Here is a 16,969-nt window from a genome sequence, read left to right on the forward strand (position 1 = left end):
GGCCGCCCGCGCAGGCGGCCCACACCCCGTCGCCCTGTCGTCTGCTACTGCGCGCTGCTCACCGGACTGCTCGGGTGCACCTCGCGTTCGATGCGCGGCAGGAGCTCGGGGATGTAGATCTTCTGGATGGCGTCGCCGGAGTCGTGCGCCTCCCAGTGGGCGCGGCTCGCCCAGCGCTCGACGAGGACGAAACGGCTGGGGTCGTCCTGCGACTGGTATGCCTCCCAGCTGACGCAGCCGTCTTCGGCGAGACACAGGGGCCGCATCCGGGCCAGGGCGTCGGCCACCGCCGGGATCTCGTCGGACTCGGGCACTCGGACGATGACGAGGAGGTCGAACATCACTGCTCCTTGGAGTGGGGGAGGCTGGCCGGGCCGGCGAGGGCGTCACGGGCGACCGTGGGGAGCCACTGGGCGATCGGGGTGAAGGGGTGGCCGAGGGCCGCCGCCCGGTCGCTCGCCATGCCGAAGTCGGACGGGCAGGAGAACGGGGACAGACCGGGATCGCCGGAGGGGTCCTCCTTCTCGATCACGTCGGCCGTGAGTCCGGTGGCGCTCTCCACCGCGGCGCAGACGTCGTAGACGTCCGCGGTGTCCGGAGAGGTGACGTTGACCGCTCCGGTGGCGTCGGAGAGGGCCGCCCAGGCGAGGAAGTCGGCGGCCTCCTCGGCCCGTACCAGTGACGTACGGCCAGGCGCCGTGTGGGCGACGACGGGCTGTCCGGCCCGGACCCGGTCGAGGTGGAACCGGAGTCGGCCGGTGAAGTCGCCCTCGGCGGCGAGCACATGGGCGACCCGGGCCAGCAGCACCGGCACCTTCGCGCAGCGCGTAAGAGCGGCCTCGGCCTGGCGCTTGCCCTCGCCGTAGTGGGCGTCCAGGTAGCCGGGGGCGTCCCAGGGCAGAGTGGTGTCGAAGTCGTAGTCCGCCGGGTCGAGTTCCTCCTCCCGGGCCCGGGCACTGAACGGCGGGGCCGGGAACCGCCAGCGGAAGGTGTCCTTGTTGTACACCTCGATGGTGCTGGTCATGACGATCTTCCCGGCCCGTTCGCCGAACGCCTCGCACACCTCGACGGCCGCGCCCGGCGTGTAGCACATCTGGTGGATCACGGCGTCGAACCGTTCCCCTGCCACCGCGGCGGTCAGCTCGCCGGGGACGTTGACGTCGGCGCGCAGCCGCCGAACCGCGTCGCCGAACGGGTCGGGGGTCTGCCCGCGGTTGACGAGGGTGACCCGGTGCCCGTCCGCCAACAGCTTGTGCACCAGCAGCTTTCCGAAGAACCGGGTGCCCCCGATGACGCAGATGTCAGACATTTTCTCTCACTGTTCCTTCGTTCTCCGTGGCTTCCGCGTCCTCGGTCCGCCGGCTGCCGTCGGCCGCGCCGGAGTGCCGACCGCTCAGGCAGACCAGTGCGCAGCCCGCCGCCAGCAGGGCGGCGACGTACCAGTTGCCGCCCGCCACGCCGAGGGAGCGCGACAGGTCGAACAGGATGCCCGCGGCCAGGGAGCCGGCCATGTTCCCCGCGCTGCGGAAGAAGTGCATCGCGCCCATGGCCTTGGCCAGCCGGTGCTCGGGCACCCTGCGGGAGATCCAGAGGTCGAACGACGGCACGAAGAGGATCTCTCCGAGCACGACCGTCAGACAGCCGACCACGACCCAGGGGGCGGTGCGGCCGGCCCCGAACGCGAGGAACGCGACGGTCATTCCGGCCAGGCCGACGGCCATGACCGCCCCCGGGCTGAACCGCTTGCTGAACAGCTGGAACAGCGGGTACTGGAGCACCAGGATGCTCAGGCCGGTGATCCAGAACGGCGCGGACGGGGCCCACCCCGGGACGTACTCCTCCATGTGCAGCGGGATGCCGACCACGAAGCCCAGGGACAGGAACCAGAACGCGGCGGACAGCAGGAAGTAGCGGGTGGCGCCGCGTACCTCGATGCCCTTGAACGCGGCCAGGCTGAACAGCGGGACGCGTCCGCCCGCGGTGTCCGGCGCCCGCTCGGAGCCGTCCCGGGGGATCAGCGCCGAGGTGATCAGGCAGAAGCCGACGAAGAACACGAACACCACCGTGAACAGGGTCCGCAGCTCCACATCGGCCAGGACGGCGCCCAGCAGCGCGCCGCCGAAGAGGCCGACCTGCCCCGCCATCTGGAACGCGGAGAACGCCTTGGGCCGTTCGTCCTCGGGGAAGGAGACCAGGACGTTCTTCAGGCCCGGGAAGGAGGTCCCCGAGCCGAAGCCGATGAAGAACGCCAGCACGCTGTACGCGAGCACGCCGTCGAAGAACCCCATCAGCCCGAGCGCCACGGCTTCCAGCGCGGTGCCAAGGAACACGGCCGTACGGACACCGGAGCGTGCCGCGACCCCCTCGTAGCAGAAGGTGGCGAGCAGCCGGCCGACGTACGTCATACACATGACCACGCCCGCCCAGAACCCGCTGTCGGACCCGCCGAGGGTGGCGACGAGCACGGGGAACCAGATGTAACTCCCGGTGTTCGCCAGGAGGATGCCGCCGACCACCCCGACGAGCGCGCGCCTGCGTTCCCTGGTCATCGCTCCTCCTTCCGGTCCGCGCCCGCGGCACGGAGCTCGGCGATGGTGCGGGCGACGGCCTGCCGGTCGATCGGCACACCCCGGACGGCCGTGCGCAGCGGGAGGGCGGACAGCGGCCGGCCCGGAGCGTGCAGGTTGTAGGTGGCGGCCTCGCCGACGCTCAGCGGGTGGATGTCGCGCTTGTCGCCGCTCAGTTCGTCGAAGTAGCGGCGGCCCCCGACCGTCGCCTGGTGGCGCAGCCGTTCGTCGAGCGAGGCGTCGTCGCCGCGCAGCAGGTCCAGTTCGCTCAGGAAGGAGTAACCGTGGTAGGCGCCCGTGTTGCCGGAGTCGGTACCGATCAGCAACCTGCCCTGCGCCAGGGTGGCCAGGGCGTTGCGGCGCATGTCGGCCAGTGCCGCCGTACGGGTCTCCTGGCAGCCGTACTCGATGCCGTAAGGCTTCTCGATGGTGCGGGCGAACTCCAGGTTGCGCACGTCCTGGGTCTCGGCGAAGCCCTCGCGCCCGTACTCCGCCTCGAACTCCTCGCCCGTCATGACCATCGGACGCAGGCCGGCCAGGGTGGAGACGAAACGGGCACCCTCGAACTCCTTCCAGTCGGCCGCGTCGAGCGTCCGGTCGCGCACGCTGTGGGCGAAGAGGCGGAAGCCGCACTCGTAGGCCCAGCGGGTCTCCTGGAGGGTGTTGCAGTCGATGACCGCGGTGAGGCCACGCTCGGCGGCGATCCGGGCGGTGAACTCCAGCACCCGGCGGGACAGCCGGGAGAACTTCACCGGGCTGTCCGGCTGTTCGGTGCCGTCCGTGAACATCACCTTGAGGAAGGTGCCGCCGCGTTCGACGTTCGACCGTATCGCGTGTTCCAGGTCGGCCTCGGTGGCGATCATGTACACGGGGGCCGGGAACTCCACGCCGTGGCCGTTGAGACCGGCGGCGTTCGTCGTCGCGGTGACCGCGTAGCCGCAGTGGACGATCTCGGGGTAGGGCACCGCGGAGGCCGCGCGCCCGGTCGCCCAGGCATCGGCCACCAGCGGGAAGCCGAACATGTCCACCACGTGGGTGACGCCGTGGTAGACGTACTGCAGCGCGACGATCCGCGGGTCGTCGGCCGTGTCGTCCCAGTTGGCGGGGAGCGACACGTGGGCGTGGGTCTCGGTGTAGCCGGGCCACAGCTCCGTCTCGCCTCCGCGGCGGGTCCCGGTGGGCTCGATGCGGGTGAAGAGACCGTCCTCGACAGTGACGTCGAAGACCGTGCCGGCGTCGAGGCTGGGGACGGCGACGCCGGACAGTTCCTGGCGGCTCACCGGGCGACCTCGACCTTCATCCTGAGGTCGATCAGGTCCAGCGCCTCCTCGCACCGCTTGTTGACCTCGGTGCGGTCCGCTCCGGTGAAGATGACGTGTCCGATCCAGTCGAAGTTGCTGGTGGACAGGCGGGTGACCGCGGTCCCGGGCTTCTTGTAGGCGAGGGCGTCGTGGAAGCCGGGCAGGTCCTTTAGTGCGTCGAAGCCGATGTGCTCGACCGTGCCGGCGACCGGGGCGCCGAACCAGTGGCCGCCGGCCGTGGTCTCGCCGGGGAAGGGCAGCTCGGGGCGCTCGCCGAGGGCCTGCCGGATGACCTCAAGGTACGGGTCGACACCGGAGCTGAGCTGCATCAGCGTCGGCACGATCCCGCCGATGAGACGGCCGTTGACCTCGCACAGCACCGGGCCGCTCGGGCCGAGCAGGAACTCGGTGTGGATGAACCCGAAGTCCACGCCGAGCTCGTTCAGCACCCGGGTGGTCATGGCGAACAGCTCGTCCTGGAGCGGGTGTCCGCTGAAGTAGGTGGCACCCATCTCGATGAAGTACGGGAAGCCGCTGAGCGGACGGTCGGTCAGGCCGAGGTTGACCACCTCGCCCTTGCCGAGGACGCAGGACTCGACCGAGATCAGCTCGCCGGTGACGAACTCCTCGATCAGCACGTCCGGGATGCGCCGCACGCCGCGCCCGTAGTCGGCGACGTCCGCCAGGTCGGCGAGGTAGGCGCGCAGGTCGTCCTCGTCCTTCAGGTGGAGCACGTGCAGGCTCGCCGTGCCGTCGGAGGGCTTGACCACGCAGGGGAAGCCGATCTCCCGGACGGCGGCCTCGACGGCTGCGGGGTCGTCGGCGTCGGCGACGTGCGCGAAGCGCGGCTGGCGGACCCCGGTGCCGTCCAGGGTGAGGCGGGTGAGGTGCTTGTGCCGGGCGTTGCGGGCGCCCTCGACGCTCATGCCGGGCAGGCCGAGCGCCTCGGCGACGGCGGCCGTGTGGACGGTGTGGTACTCGCTGTAGGTGGTCACCCCGTGGACGGGGTTCTCCTCATGCAGCCGGCGCGCCAGCGTCGTCAGCTCCTCGATGGAGAAGGCCTGTTCGCTCTTGACCACCCGGCAGTTCGGGTGGGCGTAGGCGGCTTCAGTCAGCGGGGAGACGCCGAGGTAGAAGTCGGGGTCCACCGACACCAGCGTGACGTCGTGGCCCAGTTCCAGGGCGTTGGCGATGCCGGCGATGCCGTTGGGGTTGCATTCGATCATCAGGATGTGCATGTTCACTCCGTAGGTTCCTGGGGGTGGGGGGCGGCCCGGGACGGCGGGTTCAGCGGACGCAAGCGCGGGCGTGCCGGCCGGCGGCCATGGCTGTCGGCCGGCCGCGCCGCGCCCTCGCCACGGCCGCGAGCACTGCGGGCAGATCGAGGCCGAGCGTCGCCATGACCTCCTGGTGGTCGCCGCCGGTCGAGGGCCACTGCCGGCCGGCCGCCACCGAGGTGACCTCGCAGCTGGGCAGCGCCAGCGCCAGCGCCTCGGCCACTCCGCCCTGGCTGCGGTGTTCCTCGACGACGACGAACCGGGTGTGCTGGCGCGCCAGTTCCGCGGCCGACTCGGCCAGGTGCTCGTGGTCCAGGTACACCAGGTGGGCGTGGGCGACTCCGGTGGTGGAGCGGGCGGCCAGCGACAGCCGGGTGCCCTCCTCGCCCACCGACACCAGGCAGACGTCGTCGGGGTCGCCCTCCGACTCCCAGTTGACCGGCGGCAGTCCGGTGCCAGGCACGGGCATCGACTCGTACACGGCGTTGCGGCCCGTGCGGATGTAGTGCGGCCTGCCGCTGCGGGCCGCGGAGCGGATCACGGCGCGCATCTCGGCCTCGCCGTAGGGGGCCGCGATGGTCACACCAGGCACGCTGCGGAGCACCGCGAGGTCCTCCAGGCAGTGGTGCGTGGTGCCGAACCAGGCACCGGACACGCCGGCGTACGGTGCCACGACGGTGACCCCGGCGTTCAGGTAGCCCAGCGTCAGCTTCAGGCTCTCCGCGGCCCGCAGCGCCGCGAAGGGGGCGAAGGTGCTGACGAAGGGCTTGTAGCCGCCGGCGGCCAGCCCCGCCGCCATGTCGATCATGGCGCCCTCGGCGATCCCCACGTTGAAGAACCGGTCCGGGTGCGCGGTCTGGAAGGGGTGGTTCTTGCCGCCCAGGTCCGCCTCCAGGCAGACGAGGGAGGGGTCTTCGGCGGCGAGCGCGGTCAGCTCGTCGCGGTAGGCGTCACGGCCGGAGAGAGTCATCGGATCGCTCGCTTCCACTTCGCGGCGCGGGCGGCGTCGATGGTCACGTAGTGCGAACCCGCTCTGCCCTCAACGGCTGGCACGCCCTTGCCCTTGACGGTGTGGGCGACGACGGCGAGAGGGCGGCGTGCGGCCGACCGGTCCCCGGCGAACAGCTCGGACAGCGCCACGAGGTCGTGCCCGTCCGCCTCCACGACCTCGAACCCGAAGGCAGCGAACCGCTCTGTGAGTCCGGGCAGCGGCGAGATGTCCGCGACGAGTCCGTCATTCTGCCCGCCGTTGCGGTCCACGACGAGGACGAAGTTGCTCAGCTCCTGCGCCGCCGCCACCTGGCAGGCCTCCCAGACCAGCCCTTCCTGCAACTCGCCGTCGCCCGCGACGGCGATGCCCAGGCCGCTGAGCCCGCCGATCCGGCGGGCCAGGGCCCAGCCCGCCGCGTACGGCACGCCGTGCCCGAGGCTCCCGGTGGGGAACCGCACACCGGGCACCTTGGGGCCCGGATGGCCGGTGTAGGGCCGGCCCGCCCGGCCGTACAGCGGTGCCGGGTTCTCCGGCAGCATGCCGCTGACGTACAGCGCGGCGTACAGGCCCGCGGCGGCGTGCCCCTTGCTCAGCACGACCTCCGTGCCGTCCCCGGCGGAGGCCCGGTGCAGGGCGGCGACCAGGATGTCGAGCACCGACAGGCTGCCGCCCAGGTGGCAGCCGCGCTCGGACGCTGCCATGTCGACGACCAGCCGTCGGGCCTGCAGGGACCGCTTCGCCAGGGTGGACACGACCGTCCCGGCGGCCGTGGGGGTGTCGAGTACGGCGGTCATCGGCGGCTCCCTTCCGGAAGGGCGAACCAGCGGTCCACCGCGGCGGCGAGCAGTGCGCGGGCGGCCCGGTACTCCTCGCCGCCGATGCGTTCCTCGTCGGTGTGGTCGAGGACGGAGTCGCCCGGCCCGTACGCCACCATCGGCACGTCGTGCCAGGTGGTCGCCAGGGTGTTCATGTCCGACGTGCCCTTCTTCACCACGAAGCGCGGCTTGATCCCGGCTGCGGCGAAGGCCCGGGTGAACGCCTTGGCCAGCGGGCCCGAACGGCCGCCCTGGTGGCCAGGGGTGGCACGCAGCACCTCGATGTCGACGCCGTCACCGGCGTGCTGGAGCGCGGCGGTGCGCAGCGCGTCGAGATCGGCTCCCGGCGGCACCCGGAAGTTGAGGATGCCGTGCGCCCGGTCGCGCTCGCGTCCGCGCTCGCACTTGATGTCGATGACCGCGCTGAGCGCCTCTGGTGCCTCGGCGAGCACCGACGCGCGGATCTCACCGAGGACGCGGGTCAGGCGGTCCGGGGCCGACACCGCGTCCAGGCCGGCCGAGTGGCCAGTGGGCACGGAGGCGGTCACCGCCAGTTTGAAGAGCCCGAAGTAGCCGAGGGTCAGCTTCTGCGAGCCGCTGGGTTCGCCGATGACGACCGCGTCGGCCGGGTAGTGGTCCCGTACGTGGAACGCCCCCTTCGAGGAGGAGATCTCCTCCTCGACCGCTCCGACCACGACCAGCTGGTCGTCCTCGGGTACGTCCGCGTCCGCCAGCACTTCCAGGAAGGCGGCGAGACTGCCCTTGGCGTCGACGCTGCCGCGCCCCCACAGCTCACCGTCGCGCCACTCGGCGGGCCAGCGGTGCGGGACCGTGTCGAGGTGGCCCAGGAGCAGCAGCCGGCGGGAGCCGGTGCCCCGGGACGCGACGAGGTTGCCCGCCGCGTCGATACGGGCCTCGATGCCTCGCCCCCGGCACCACTCGGCGAGACAGGAGGCGAGTTCCGCCTCGTCGCCGGAGACCGACGGCACGCAGACCGCGTGGGTGAGCAGGTCGAGGTCGTCGGCGGGCCCCCGGGTGCGCCAGAACCGGGTCCAGCCCGAGGCTTCGCTCATGGTGTGGGGACCGGTGATGGCCACGTCGGCGCCGCTGCCCTCCAAGGCGATCTCGGCCGCGCGCACCTTCTGGCGCATGCGCCCGCCGGCGTACCGTGCGCCGTCGCCCGGGTAGGCGTCGGTCAGCGTGGAGTCCGGGTCGGCCGGGTCGGTCAGCAGTCCGGCGGTGCCGGTGACCAGCCGGAGGTGGTCGGCGTCCAGGGCCACCGCGAGCACCGCGGCCAGCACGTCGGCGTCCACGTTCAGCGCGGCGCCGCCGTCCCGGTCCGCGACCGGCGGGGACAGGCAGACCACGTCGTACGCGTCGAGCAGCGCGTTCAGCGCCTCGGTGTCGGCCTCGGCCGGCACGCCCGCCCGGTGGTCACGGACTACGATCGGGCGGCCCTCGGCCGACACCGCCTTCAGCGGGCGGTTGGCCCGGCCGACGACCAGGCCGTTGCGGGCGGCGACGGCCGTGAACGCCTTCAGGCCGAGGGCCCGCAGGCCGTGCGCCACTGCGGGCAGGGTCACCCGCTCGTAGGCGTCGACCAGGTGGTCCATCTCCTCGGGCGGGCAGTAGCGCACCACGTCGCCGCCCGTCAGCCGGAGCGTGGGGACCGGGCGGCCGATGGCCGCGTAGTGGCGTTCGATGCCCGTGGCCCCGCCGGCCACCAGGAGCACGCGGGCGCCCCGCGTGACGACGTCGGCGATCTCCTTGTGGACGGTCTCGCGGTCGAGCGTGGCGCTGCCGACCTTGATGACATACAGCGGTCGGGTCATGGCGACACCGCCGTGATCGGCAGCCCGGCCGTCTCGTCGAAGCCGTGGATGAGGTTCATGGCCTGGATGGCCTGGCCCGCCGCGCCCTTGATCAGGTTGTCCAGGGCGGCCACTGTGACGCACTGACCGTCGCGGACGGCGACCGCCACCTCGGCGACGTTGGAGCCGGCGACGGCCTTGAGCATGGGGAAGTCCTGCGGCGCCTTGGGCGCCGGGCGCACCCGTACGAAGGGCTTGCCGACGTAAGCCTTGGCGTAGGCGCGCTTGACGTCGAGGGCGCTGACCCCGGGCCGCAGCTCGGAGTAGGCGGTCACCATGATGCCGCGCGCCACGTCCAGGCTGTGCGTGGAGAACCGCAGGTCGACGGTGGCGCCCGTGTAGTCGGCGAGGGCCTGCTGAACCTCCGGCGCGTGCCGGTGGCCGTGCAGCTTGTGCACCCGGAAGTTGCCGCTGCGCTCGGCCGGCTGCTCACCGCCGCCGCGGCCGCCGCCGGTGGACCCGGTCTTGGCGTCGACCACCACCCGGTCCAAGACCAGTGGCTCGGTGCCGGCGAACAGCGGGTAAAGGGCGTAGATCGTGGTGACGGCCATGCACCCGGGCAGGCTGACGAACCGGCTGTCGGGGACGCCGGGGCTCAACTCCGGCACGTAGTACGCGAAGTCCTCCAGCGGCGGGTGGGCCGCGGTCCCCGGGTAGTGCTTGCTGACCTGCTTCTCGTCGCGCAGCCGGAAGTCACCGCCCAGGTTCAGCACGCGCTTGGCCCGGTCGGCGACCAGCGGCAGCTGCTCGGGCAGGGCGCCGGTGGGCAGGCAGCCGAAGGCGACATCGACGGTGTCCGTGTCCGCGAGCCCGGCCAGCGGCTGGAACGTCAGGCCGGCCGCCTTAGGGTGGTTGCGCAGCCAGGGGTGGCTGCTGCCGACCGTGGTGCCCGCGGCGCGCTCCGCCGAGAGGAACGCGAGTTCCACTCGCGGGTGCTCCAGGAGCAGCCGGATCACCTCACCGCCGGTGTAGCCGCTGGCTCCGAGGACGGCGACGCGTATCTTCTCGTGCGCTGCGTCAGCCAAGGCGGGCCGCCTTGTCGTAGGGGCGACGGTAGTCGCGGGTCTCGACCAGCTTGCGGATGGCGTCCGGACGGCGGGCGACCTTCCGGAAGGCGTCGGCGTAGCGCAGGATCCGCTCGTACTCCACCGGGGAGCGCAGCTCGCGGCAGAGGACGAGGGTGCTGTCGAGCATGCCGAGGGTGACCGGGAAGTCCTCGGGCCGGTGGTCGCGCACGGCACCGGGGTTGAGAGTGAACGGGTAGCCGTTGCCGAAGCCGTCCCGGTGCTGGAAGGGCAGGTGGCACGGGATCGGGGTGTTCTGCCACTCGCGGGCCGGGACGCCCTCGGCGACCAGGAGCTCGTGCACGGCCTCCTTGACCGCGAACACCGGGATGTCGTCCAGGCCCACCGCCTCGGGGTGCAGGGTGACGCGGTACATGTTGTACGCGTGGACGTGCCCGTCGGGTACGTGCGGCGGGGTGAACAGGCCGGTCTCGCGCAGAGCGTGGCCGAGCAGCGCGGCGTTGCGGGCGCGGATCTCGTCGTAGTACGGCAGCCGCTTGAGCTGGCTGGCGCCGAAGGCCGCCGCGACCCACGACATGCCGTAGTCGATGCCGTGCCGCTCCAGGTAGGCGCGGGCCCGTTCGTAGCTCTCCTTGGTGGCAAAGAACGCGATGCCGCCCTCGCCGCCGAGCGGGAAGTTCTTGTCGGCCATCAGGCTCTGGCCGGCGGCGTCCCCGAAGGAGCCGGCCACCTGCTCGCCGATCTTCGCGGAGTGGGCGTGCGAGGCGTCCTCGACCAGGGCGATGCCGTGCCGGTCGGCAAGGGCGCGCAGAGCGGACACGTCGGCGGGCAGGCCGTGCACGTGGACCGGCATCAGCGCGCGGGTGCGGTCGGTGATCGCGGCGGCCGCGGCCTTGGGGTCCATGCAGTAGGTGACCGGGTCGATGTCCACGAACACGGGGACGGCGTGCGCGGCGACGACGGCCTGCGCGGTCGCGATGAAGGTGAACGCCGGCACGATGACCTCGTCGCCGGGCTGCACACCGGCACCCACCAGCGCCATGTGCAGGCTGGAGGTGCCGCTGGCGGTGGGCAGCGCGTGCGCCGCGCCGACGTAGGAGCGGTACGCCTCGGCGAAGTCGGCGACGACTTTCTCGGGCGCCTGCCGCTGGGCCAGCATCAGGTTGAAGACGTCTTCCTTGGTGATGACCGGGAAGAGGGTGCGACGCGACGCCTTGGGGATCACGGCCCCGCCGCCGAGGGCGGCGAGTTCGGAGTCGACCTCGGCGGGGTCGGGCAGGGGCAGCGGGGCTGCCGGGAAATCAGTGATCATGAGCGCGCTCCGGTGGGAGTGGCGGGACGTGCCGCCTGGGTCAGGGCCATCCGCACGCAGGCGGCCACGAGGGGGCTGAGCCGGTAGTTGAACTGGACGCCGGGCACCAGGGAGGCGTCGGCCTCCTCCTGCGTCCACATCGTCCGCAGGTCGTACGCGCCGAAGATCTTCAGCCGCTCGGCCCGGGCCCAGACCCGGTCGTCGTCGGTGAGGACGGCGGCGGCCGGCCCGAAGCCGAGTCCGGTGAGGTCCACGACGAGGGCGGGGGCGGTGGCGGTCCGGGTCAGCTCGGCCAGCCGGTCGGCGTTGGCGGAGTCCAGCGACACGTAGTCGTACGCGGCCGGCCCCCGGTCCGCGACGCTGACGCCGAGCCAGTCGAGGAAGCGGCTGGTGGCCGCGTCCGGCTCGGGGACGGCGACGGTGTCACCGTGTCCGATGCCCTGGCCGGCGAGCGCCGTGTGGATCGCGGCGCTGCGGCTGTTCACGAGGACGGCTCGGGTACGTCCGGTCTGCTTGGTCAGCAGTCGTTCGAGGCCGGGCAGTTCCCGGTCGCTCTTCTCGATGCTCATGACCACGCCGGTGGTGAGGACGCGGGCGAGCACCGTTGCGGTGTCGAACAGTTCCATGGATCTTCTCCGTGTCACACGGCTGAGGCCGTGAGGGCCTCGGCGACGTAGGCGGCGAGGTGGCCGGCCACGTTCACTCCGTGCCGGGCGGAGGAACGGGCGAATTCCGGGTTGGCGTTCACTTCGAGCACGAGCAGTTCGCCCGTGGACCGGTCTTCGACCAGGTCCAGCCCGTAGAAGCCGGGGCCGAGGGCGTCGACGACCTGGCCGCAGAGCTTCTCCATCACCGCGGTGACCTCCACGCGCCGGACCTCGGCGCCCAGGTGGGTGTTGGTGCGCCAGTCGTCCGACACCCGCTGGATGGCCACCACCGGGGTCCGCCCGACGACCACCACCCGCAGATCGTGGCCGGGCTTGTCGATGTACTCCTGTACGACGACGGGGAACTGCTTGCCCGTGGCGTCGGCGGACTCTCGGCCCGCGGCCCACGCCTCCACGCAGTCGGCGTGGGTCATCTTGCTGACCCCCCGTCCCCAGGAGCCGCTGACCGGCTTGACCACGGCGGGCATGCCCAGGTCGGCGACGGTCTTGCGGACCTGGTCGAAGCTGAAGGCGTGCCGGGTGGTGGGGTGCGGGATGCCGTGCCGCGCGAAGAGCAGCGCCTGCAGTCCCTTGTCGTTGCAGGTCTCGATCGTCGCCGCGCGGTTGAGGGTGGGGACGCCGGCGTGTTCCAGGCGGCGGGAGACGTTGATCGCGTCCCGGTGGGAGAGGTTCCTGATCAGGGCGAGAGCGGGCGGGCCGGTGTGGCCCGCCACGACCTCGGCCAGATCCTCCATGAGCAGCGGTCGCGCCGTCAGACCCTGGTCACGCAGCGCGGCGAGGAGCAGCTTCTCCTCCGGGCGCAGCATCGTGACCGAGAGCAGGACCTGGTCGGAGGCTGTCACTCGCCCCAGTCCTCTTCCACCTCAGGGGCGAGGTCGAGGCGTACGCCGGCCGCGGACTTCTCGACGACCTCGTGCTCTTGGCCGCAGGCCGCGCACTCGGTGATCTCGCCCTTCTCCCAGTCGTCGCGCACCTCGAACTCGGTGTCGCACACGAGACAGCCGGCGACAGCAGTCGCAAGTGTCATGCTGATGACTCCTTTACGTGGAAATGGCGTCGCACGATGTCTCGACGCCGTTGCTCGCGCACGGATTTCGTCCGCACGCATCCGGGTCCGCCGCCCCTCCGGCGCCTGTGGATGCCTTGGGATGCACGGAGGAGCGCCGCTTTCGATGGCGACAAGGAGCCTGCCGGGTGGTGATACCACTCACCTACCGCGCAGGTACCGCTTGCTGCGGCGGTCGCCTAAGCTTGATCTCCGCAAGTGGTTTGACCTGGTACTTTCCAGGCACCGCCGGGGGGCACGCAGGGGGGCAGGCGCACAGTGACGGATGGGCAAGACCACGGGCTGCGGTTCAACGTTCTCGGGTCTCTGGAATGCCTGACCGACGGGCACCGGATCAGACTCGGCGGCCCGCTTCAGGAGCGCATTCTGACGTCACTGCTGCTGGAGCCCGGGCGGACGGTGCCCATCGAGCGCCTCATCGAGACGGCCTGGGGCGAAACCGCTCCCGACACCGCCAAGCAGCAGGTCCGCAAAGCCATCGCCGACCTCCGGCGGCGCCTGCCCGGTGGTCCGGCGCTGATCGTGACCGAGGACGCCGGGTACCGCGGGGCCGTAGAGCCGCTCCAGGTCGACCTGCACGTCTTCTCGCAGCACGTGCAGAAGGCCGCGTCCGACCGCGCCGAGGGAGAATTCGGCGCGGCGGCCGGGGAACTGCGCAAGGCCCTGGCGCTGTGGCGCGGCCCGGTGTTGAACGGGACGGGCGGTCCGGTCCTCGACGCGGCGTCCACCGTCCTGGAGGAACGGCGCCTGGCCGCGGTGGAGGAGCTGTTCGCTCTCAGGCTCCAGACGGGCGAGAACGGTGGACTCGTCAGCGAGATACGCGAGTTCGCCGAGGCCTACCCGCTGCGCGAGGGGCTACGCGCCCAGCTGATGCTCGCCCTGTACCGCGCCGGCCGGCAGGCGGAGGCGCTCCACGAGTACGCCGCGGTGCGGGACCTGCTGGCGGAGGAGCTGGGGATCAGCCCCTGCCCCGAACTGGCCGGCCTGTTCGAGAAGATACTTCGGGCCAGCCCCGAGCTGGACACGCCCGCACCACCGCACCCGGCCTCCTCCCCGCAGCCGTCGGACGGTCCGCGTGCCGCCGAGAACGCCCCGTGCACCCTGCCGTACGACCTGCCGGACTTCACCGGGCGGCAGCTGGAACTCGGGCGCCTGCTCGAGCGGGGCCAGGCCGGCGAAGGAGTGCGGATCGTCGCCGTCGACGGTATGGGCGGCGTCGGCAAGACCACCCTCATCGTGCGTGCGGCCCACCGCCTGGCCGCCTCGTACCCGGACGGCCAGCTCTATCTCGACCTGCGCGGCTTCACCCCGGGGGAACGGCCCCTCGCCCCCGAGGAGGCGACGCGCATCCTGCTGCGCGCCCTGGGGACACCCGACAACGCCATCCCCGACGACACCGGGAGCCGACTCGCGATGTGGCAGGCCACCTCGGCCTCGCGGCGGCTGCTCCTCGTTCTCGACAACGCGGCGGACGCCTGTCAGATACGCCCGCTCCTGCCCGCCGCCCCCCAGTGCCTGGTCCTGGTGGCCAGCCGCTGCCGACTGCTCGACCTCGACGGGGCGCACTGGATATCGCTTGGGACACTGCCGCCGCAGGACAGCGCGACGCTGCTCACCCGGACGCTCGGCGAGGAACGCGTGGCCGCCGATCCAGAGGCCGCGAAGTCACTGGCCACGCTCTGCGGGCACCTGCCGCTCGCCCTGCGCATCGCCACCGCCAGGCTCCACAACCGCCCCCGCTGGTCGCTGCAGTACTTCGTCGACCGGCTGCGCGAGGAGGACGCCCTGCTCACGGAGCTGCGCTCTACCGAACGCAGCGTCGCCACCACCATCCAGCTCTCCTACGAATCCCTGGGTGAGCAGCACCGCCGGGCGTTCCGGCTCCTCGGGGTACATCCCGGGCCGAACTTCGACCCGCACGCGGCCGCGGCCCTCACGGACATGACGCCTAAGGACGCGGAGCAGATGCTGGAAGACCTGCTCGACTCACAGCTGCTCCAGCAGCACGAGGCCGGGCGGTACTCCTTCCACGACCTCGTCCGCAGCTTCGCCCTCAGCCTCTGGGACGACTCCGTGCGGCACGAGAAGGACACCGCGGTCGGCCGGCTGATGAACTACTACCTGCGGGCGACCAACGAGGCGTGCAGAATCCTTTTTCCAGGGCTGCGCCAGTACGCGTCCGCGCCGGCCGGCAACGCGCCGGGGCTGCCCGCGTTCCGCGACGCGCAGACCGCCCGCCGGTGGTACGACCGGGAGAGCAGGGGCCTGCAGGCCACTGTCCGGCTGGGACAGAAACACGACTTCCATCGTCTGGCCAGCTACCTGGCCAGGAACACGGTGCTCCACCTGCACGCGCAGGGAGCCATCCGTGACTTCCGGGAGCTGGCGGAGGTCGCAGTGTCGGCGGCCCGCCGGGCGGCGGACACCCAGGCTCTGTGCCTGAGCCTGGCCAACCTGGCCTCGGCGCACCAGATACTCGGAGAGTTCCGGTCGGCGACGGAGGTCGCGGAGGAAGGGCTGCGGGTGGCCCGGTCGCACGGGGACACCATCAGCGAGGCGGCCTTCCTGGACCTGCTCGGCTGGGCACACATCGTGCTCGGCAGCCTGTCCGAGGGATACGACCTCCTGCTGCGGGGCATCCGGCTGCACCGCGAGTTCGGAAACCTCAGGCGGGAATCCATCGCGCTGTGCAACCTGAGCACCCTGCACCTGTGGCAGGGCCGGAGCGCGGAGGCCATCGCCGCCGCGGAACGCGCCGTCATGCTCTGCCGGAAGGTCGGAGAGCAGGAGCACGAGGTCGCCGCCCTCAACGACCTCGTCATCGCCCACCTGGACGGGGGCGACGACGCGTCGGCACAGAGGTACCTCGACCGGGCCTTGGCCCTCGGCGAGGACTCCGCCATGCCCAGGAACCGGGCCATGTCACTGGCGCTGCGCGCCGTTCTGCACCAGCGGAACGGACAGGGCGACGAGGTGATGACGTACGTCGACCAGGCACTCGCGCTCGTCGGCCCCCTCGGTACGGTGACATGGCAGTGCGAGGTCGAGAACATCGCGGGGCTGGTCCACCAGCGCGGCGGGAATCACGAGAAGGCCCTCGGCCTGCACCGAAGTGCCCATCAGAGGGCGCTGGGTATCGGATACCGCATGGGTACGGCACAGGGACTGCACGGCATGGCGAAAGCCGAGCAGTTGCTGGGAAATCATGAAGTCGCCCGGGATTATCTGCGCAGCGCCGAAGAACTGTTCGCTGCCATGAACATTCCCCGAGCCATCCTGGGGTCCTCCGACCGTGCGCCTGTGTGCTGCACGCTTGGTTCCTTTTGCTGTGGCACACAGGCGCAGGACATGGGTCAGTAGCTCGTCCTCGTCACTGACTGCTGGACCCCGGCCCCTCATTGGTGGCCAGAATGCGCACACTCTTCCCGGCCGTGGCGGCCTCGGAGTCGTGCACCGCCACTCCGGTGCCGACGGCAACGGCCAAGGCGACAATGCCGATCAGGCCGACGAGCTTACTCCGCATGTTTTCCCCCTCAGTACGGAAGTTTCTTCGAACACAACCGATCTTCAAGCAAGCACAGACCGTTTCCGTTCCAAAGAGATACCTTCGCAGCACTGCGCAGCAGCTCGTTCGCGAGCCCTTCTCGGATGCGGTGCCGGGTGGTGCGCCCACCTGTCCGCCGGGCTGGTTGTGATGGTGGCTACTCCATTCGGGTGACGGGCTTACCGGCCAGAGCGGGAGGGGTCCGTGGGATCGCAATTTGGCGGATTTGCGCCTCTTCGGCGCCGCGCCGTCCTGTCAGGGGGAATGCAACCCTCAGACCACTGACCTGTTCCCGAACCTGGCCGCCAAACGGCGCGCTTGCCACGTCGTCCGAGGTGCGAGCACCCAGCGCACGGGGGGCCGTACGCGGCCGGTGCCAGCCGAAGCCCTGCCTGCGGGGACGGCTTCATTGTCCGGGGAGGAGTCGGGGCCGCCTGTGGTGCGCGATGTTGTGCCCGCCACCCGCGAATGTCGCGACGCTGTCGGCCTCTACGGAGTTGATTCAGGCCAGTGATCACCTAAATGAGTGACT

At 71.3% G+C, this 16,969-nt stretch carries 15 protein-coding genes; 1 reads left to right on the forward strand and 14 read right to left on the reverse strand.

The genetic code is table 11. The features are described from left to right. Positions 1–44: 44 nt before the first annotated feature. From SRB17_RS19935 to SRB17_RS19995, 13 genes are read right to left on the reverse strand one after another with little or no spacing between them, the layout of a single operon-like run. Positions 45–341: a putative quinol monooxygenase gene (locus tag SRB17_RS19935; protein ID WP_153540517.1), complete on the reverse strand. Its 297-nt coding sequence runs from the start codon at positions 339–341 to the stop codon at positions 45–47. Beyond that, complete coding sequence (locus SRB17_RS19940; RefSeq protein WP_153540519.1) at positions 341–1,309, reverse strand: NAD-dependent epimerase/dehydratase family protein; 969 nt, start codon at positions 1,307–1,309, stop codon at positions 341–343. The genes SRB17_RS19935 and SRB17_RS19940 overlap by 1 nt, the downstream gene beginning before the upstream one ends. After that, positions 1,302–2,549 (reverse strand): MFS transporter, encoded by a 1,248-nt coding sequence (locus SRB17_RS19945; RefSeq protein ID WP_153540521.1) that lies wholly within the window; start codon positions 2,547–2,549, stop codon positions 1,302–1,304. Before SRB17_RS19945 ends, SRB17_RS19940 begins: the two co-directional genes overlap by 8 nt. Then, on the reverse strand, positions 2,546–3,847 hold the full coding sequence (locus tag SRB17_RS19950; protein ID WP_323375970.1) for a hydrolase: 1,302 nt from the start codon (positions 3,845–3,847) through the stop codon (positions 2,546–2,548). Before SRB17_RS19950 ends, SRB17_RS19945 begins: the two co-directional genes overlap by 4 nt. Continuing rightward, positions 3,844–5,106: an ATP-grasp domain-containing protein gene (locus SRB17_RS19955; RefSeq protein ID WP_153540525.1), complete on the reverse strand. Its 1,263-nt coding sequence runs from the start codon at positions 5,104–5,106 to the stop codon at positions 3,844–3,846. The genes SRB17_RS19950 and SRB17_RS19955 overlap by 4 nt, the downstream gene beginning before the upstream one ends. 49 nt (positions 5,107–5,155) lie before the next feature. Continuing rightward, on the reverse strand, positions 5,156–6,115 hold the full coding sequence (locus SRB17_RS19960; RefSeq protein WP_153540527.1) for a transketolase family protein: 960 nt from the start codon (positions 6,113–6,115) through the stop codon (positions 5,156–5,158). Further along, positions 6,112–6,930 (reverse strand): 1-deoxy-D-xylulose-5-phosphate synthase N-terminal domain-containing protein, encoded by an 819-nt coding sequence (locus tag SRB17_RS19965; RefSeq protein WP_153540529.1) that lies wholly within the window; start codon positions 6,928–6,930, stop codon positions 6,112–6,114. The genes SRB17_RS19960 and SRB17_RS19965 overlap by 4 nt, the downstream gene beginning before the upstream one ends. Continuing rightward, on the reverse strand, positions 6,927–8,783 hold the full coding sequence (locus SRB17_RS19970) for a M20/M25/M40 family metallo-hydrolase (RefSeq protein ID WP_153540531.1): 1,857 nt from the start codon (positions 8,781–8,783) through the stop codon (positions 6,927–6,929). The genes SRB17_RS19965 and SRB17_RS19970 overlap by 4 nt, the downstream gene beginning before the upstream one ends. Beyond that, positions 8,780–9,847: an N-acetyl-gamma-glutamyl-phosphate reductase gene (gene argC, locus SRB17_RS19975; protein WP_153540533.1), complete on the reverse strand. Its 1,068-nt coding sequence runs from the start codon at positions 9,845–9,847 to the stop codon at positions 8,780–8,782. Before argC ends, SRB17_RS19970 begins: the two co-directional genes overlap by 4 nt. Further along, positions 9,840–11,159, reverse strand: coding sequence for a DegT/DnrJ/EryC1/StrS family aminotransferase (locus tag SRB17_RS19980; protein WP_153540535.1), 1,320 nt, complete (start codon positions 11,157–11,159; stop codon positions 9,840–9,842). Before SRB17_RS19980 ends, argC begins: the two co-directional genes overlap by 8 nt. Continuing rightward, on the reverse strand, positions 11,156–11,785 hold the full coding sequence (locus SRB17_RS19985) for a DegT/DnrJ/EryC1/StrS family aminotransferase (protein ID WP_153540537.1): 630 nt from the start codon (positions 11,783–11,785) through the stop codon (positions 11,156–11,158). Before SRB17_RS19985 ends, SRB17_RS19980 begins: the two co-directional genes overlap by 4 nt. Positions 11,786–11,799: 14 nt before the next feature. Continuing rightward, positions 11,800–12,669 carry a RimK family alpha-L-glutamate ligase gene (locus SRB17_RS19990; RefSeq protein ID WP_323375971.1) on the reverse strand — a complete coding sequence of 290 codons (870 nt, stop codon included), beginning with the start codon at positions 12,667–12,669 and terminating at the stop codon, positions 11,800–11,802. Next, on the reverse strand, positions 12,666–12,854 hold the full coding sequence (locus tag SRB17_RS19995; RefSeq protein WP_153540539.1) for a lysine biosynthesis protein LysW: 189 nt from the start codon (positions 12,852–12,854) through the stop codon (positions 12,666–12,668). Before SRB17_RS19995 ends, SRB17_RS19990 begins: the two co-directional genes overlap by 4 nt. A gap of 297 nt (positions 12,855–13,151) precedes the next feature. Here SRB17_RS19995 and SRB17_RS20000 point away from each other — a divergent pair, with 297 nt between their 5' ends. Continuing rightward, positions 13,152–16,253 carry an AfsR/SARP family transcriptional regulator gene (locus tag SRB17_RS20000; RefSeq protein ID WP_323375972.1) on the forward strand — a complete coding sequence of 1,034 codons (3,102 nt, stop codon included), beginning with the start codon at positions 13,152–13,154 and terminating at the stop codon, positions 16,251–16,253. Between the two features lie 10 nt (positions 16,254–16,263). Here the strand turns inward: SRB17_RS20000 and SRB17_RS20005 are convergent, their stop codons facing one another. After that, positions 16,264–16,416, reverse strand: coding sequence for a hypothetical protein (locus SRB17_RS20005; protein WP_153540541.1), 153 nt, complete (start codon positions 16,414–16,416; stop codon positions 16,264–16,266). Positions 16,417–16,969 lie beyond the last annotated feature (553 nt).

Source organism: Streptomyces sp. RB17 (assembly GCF_009604455.1).
Classification (GTDB): domain Bacteria; phylum Actinomycetota; class Actinomycetes; order Streptomycetales; family Streptomycetaceae; genus Streptomyces.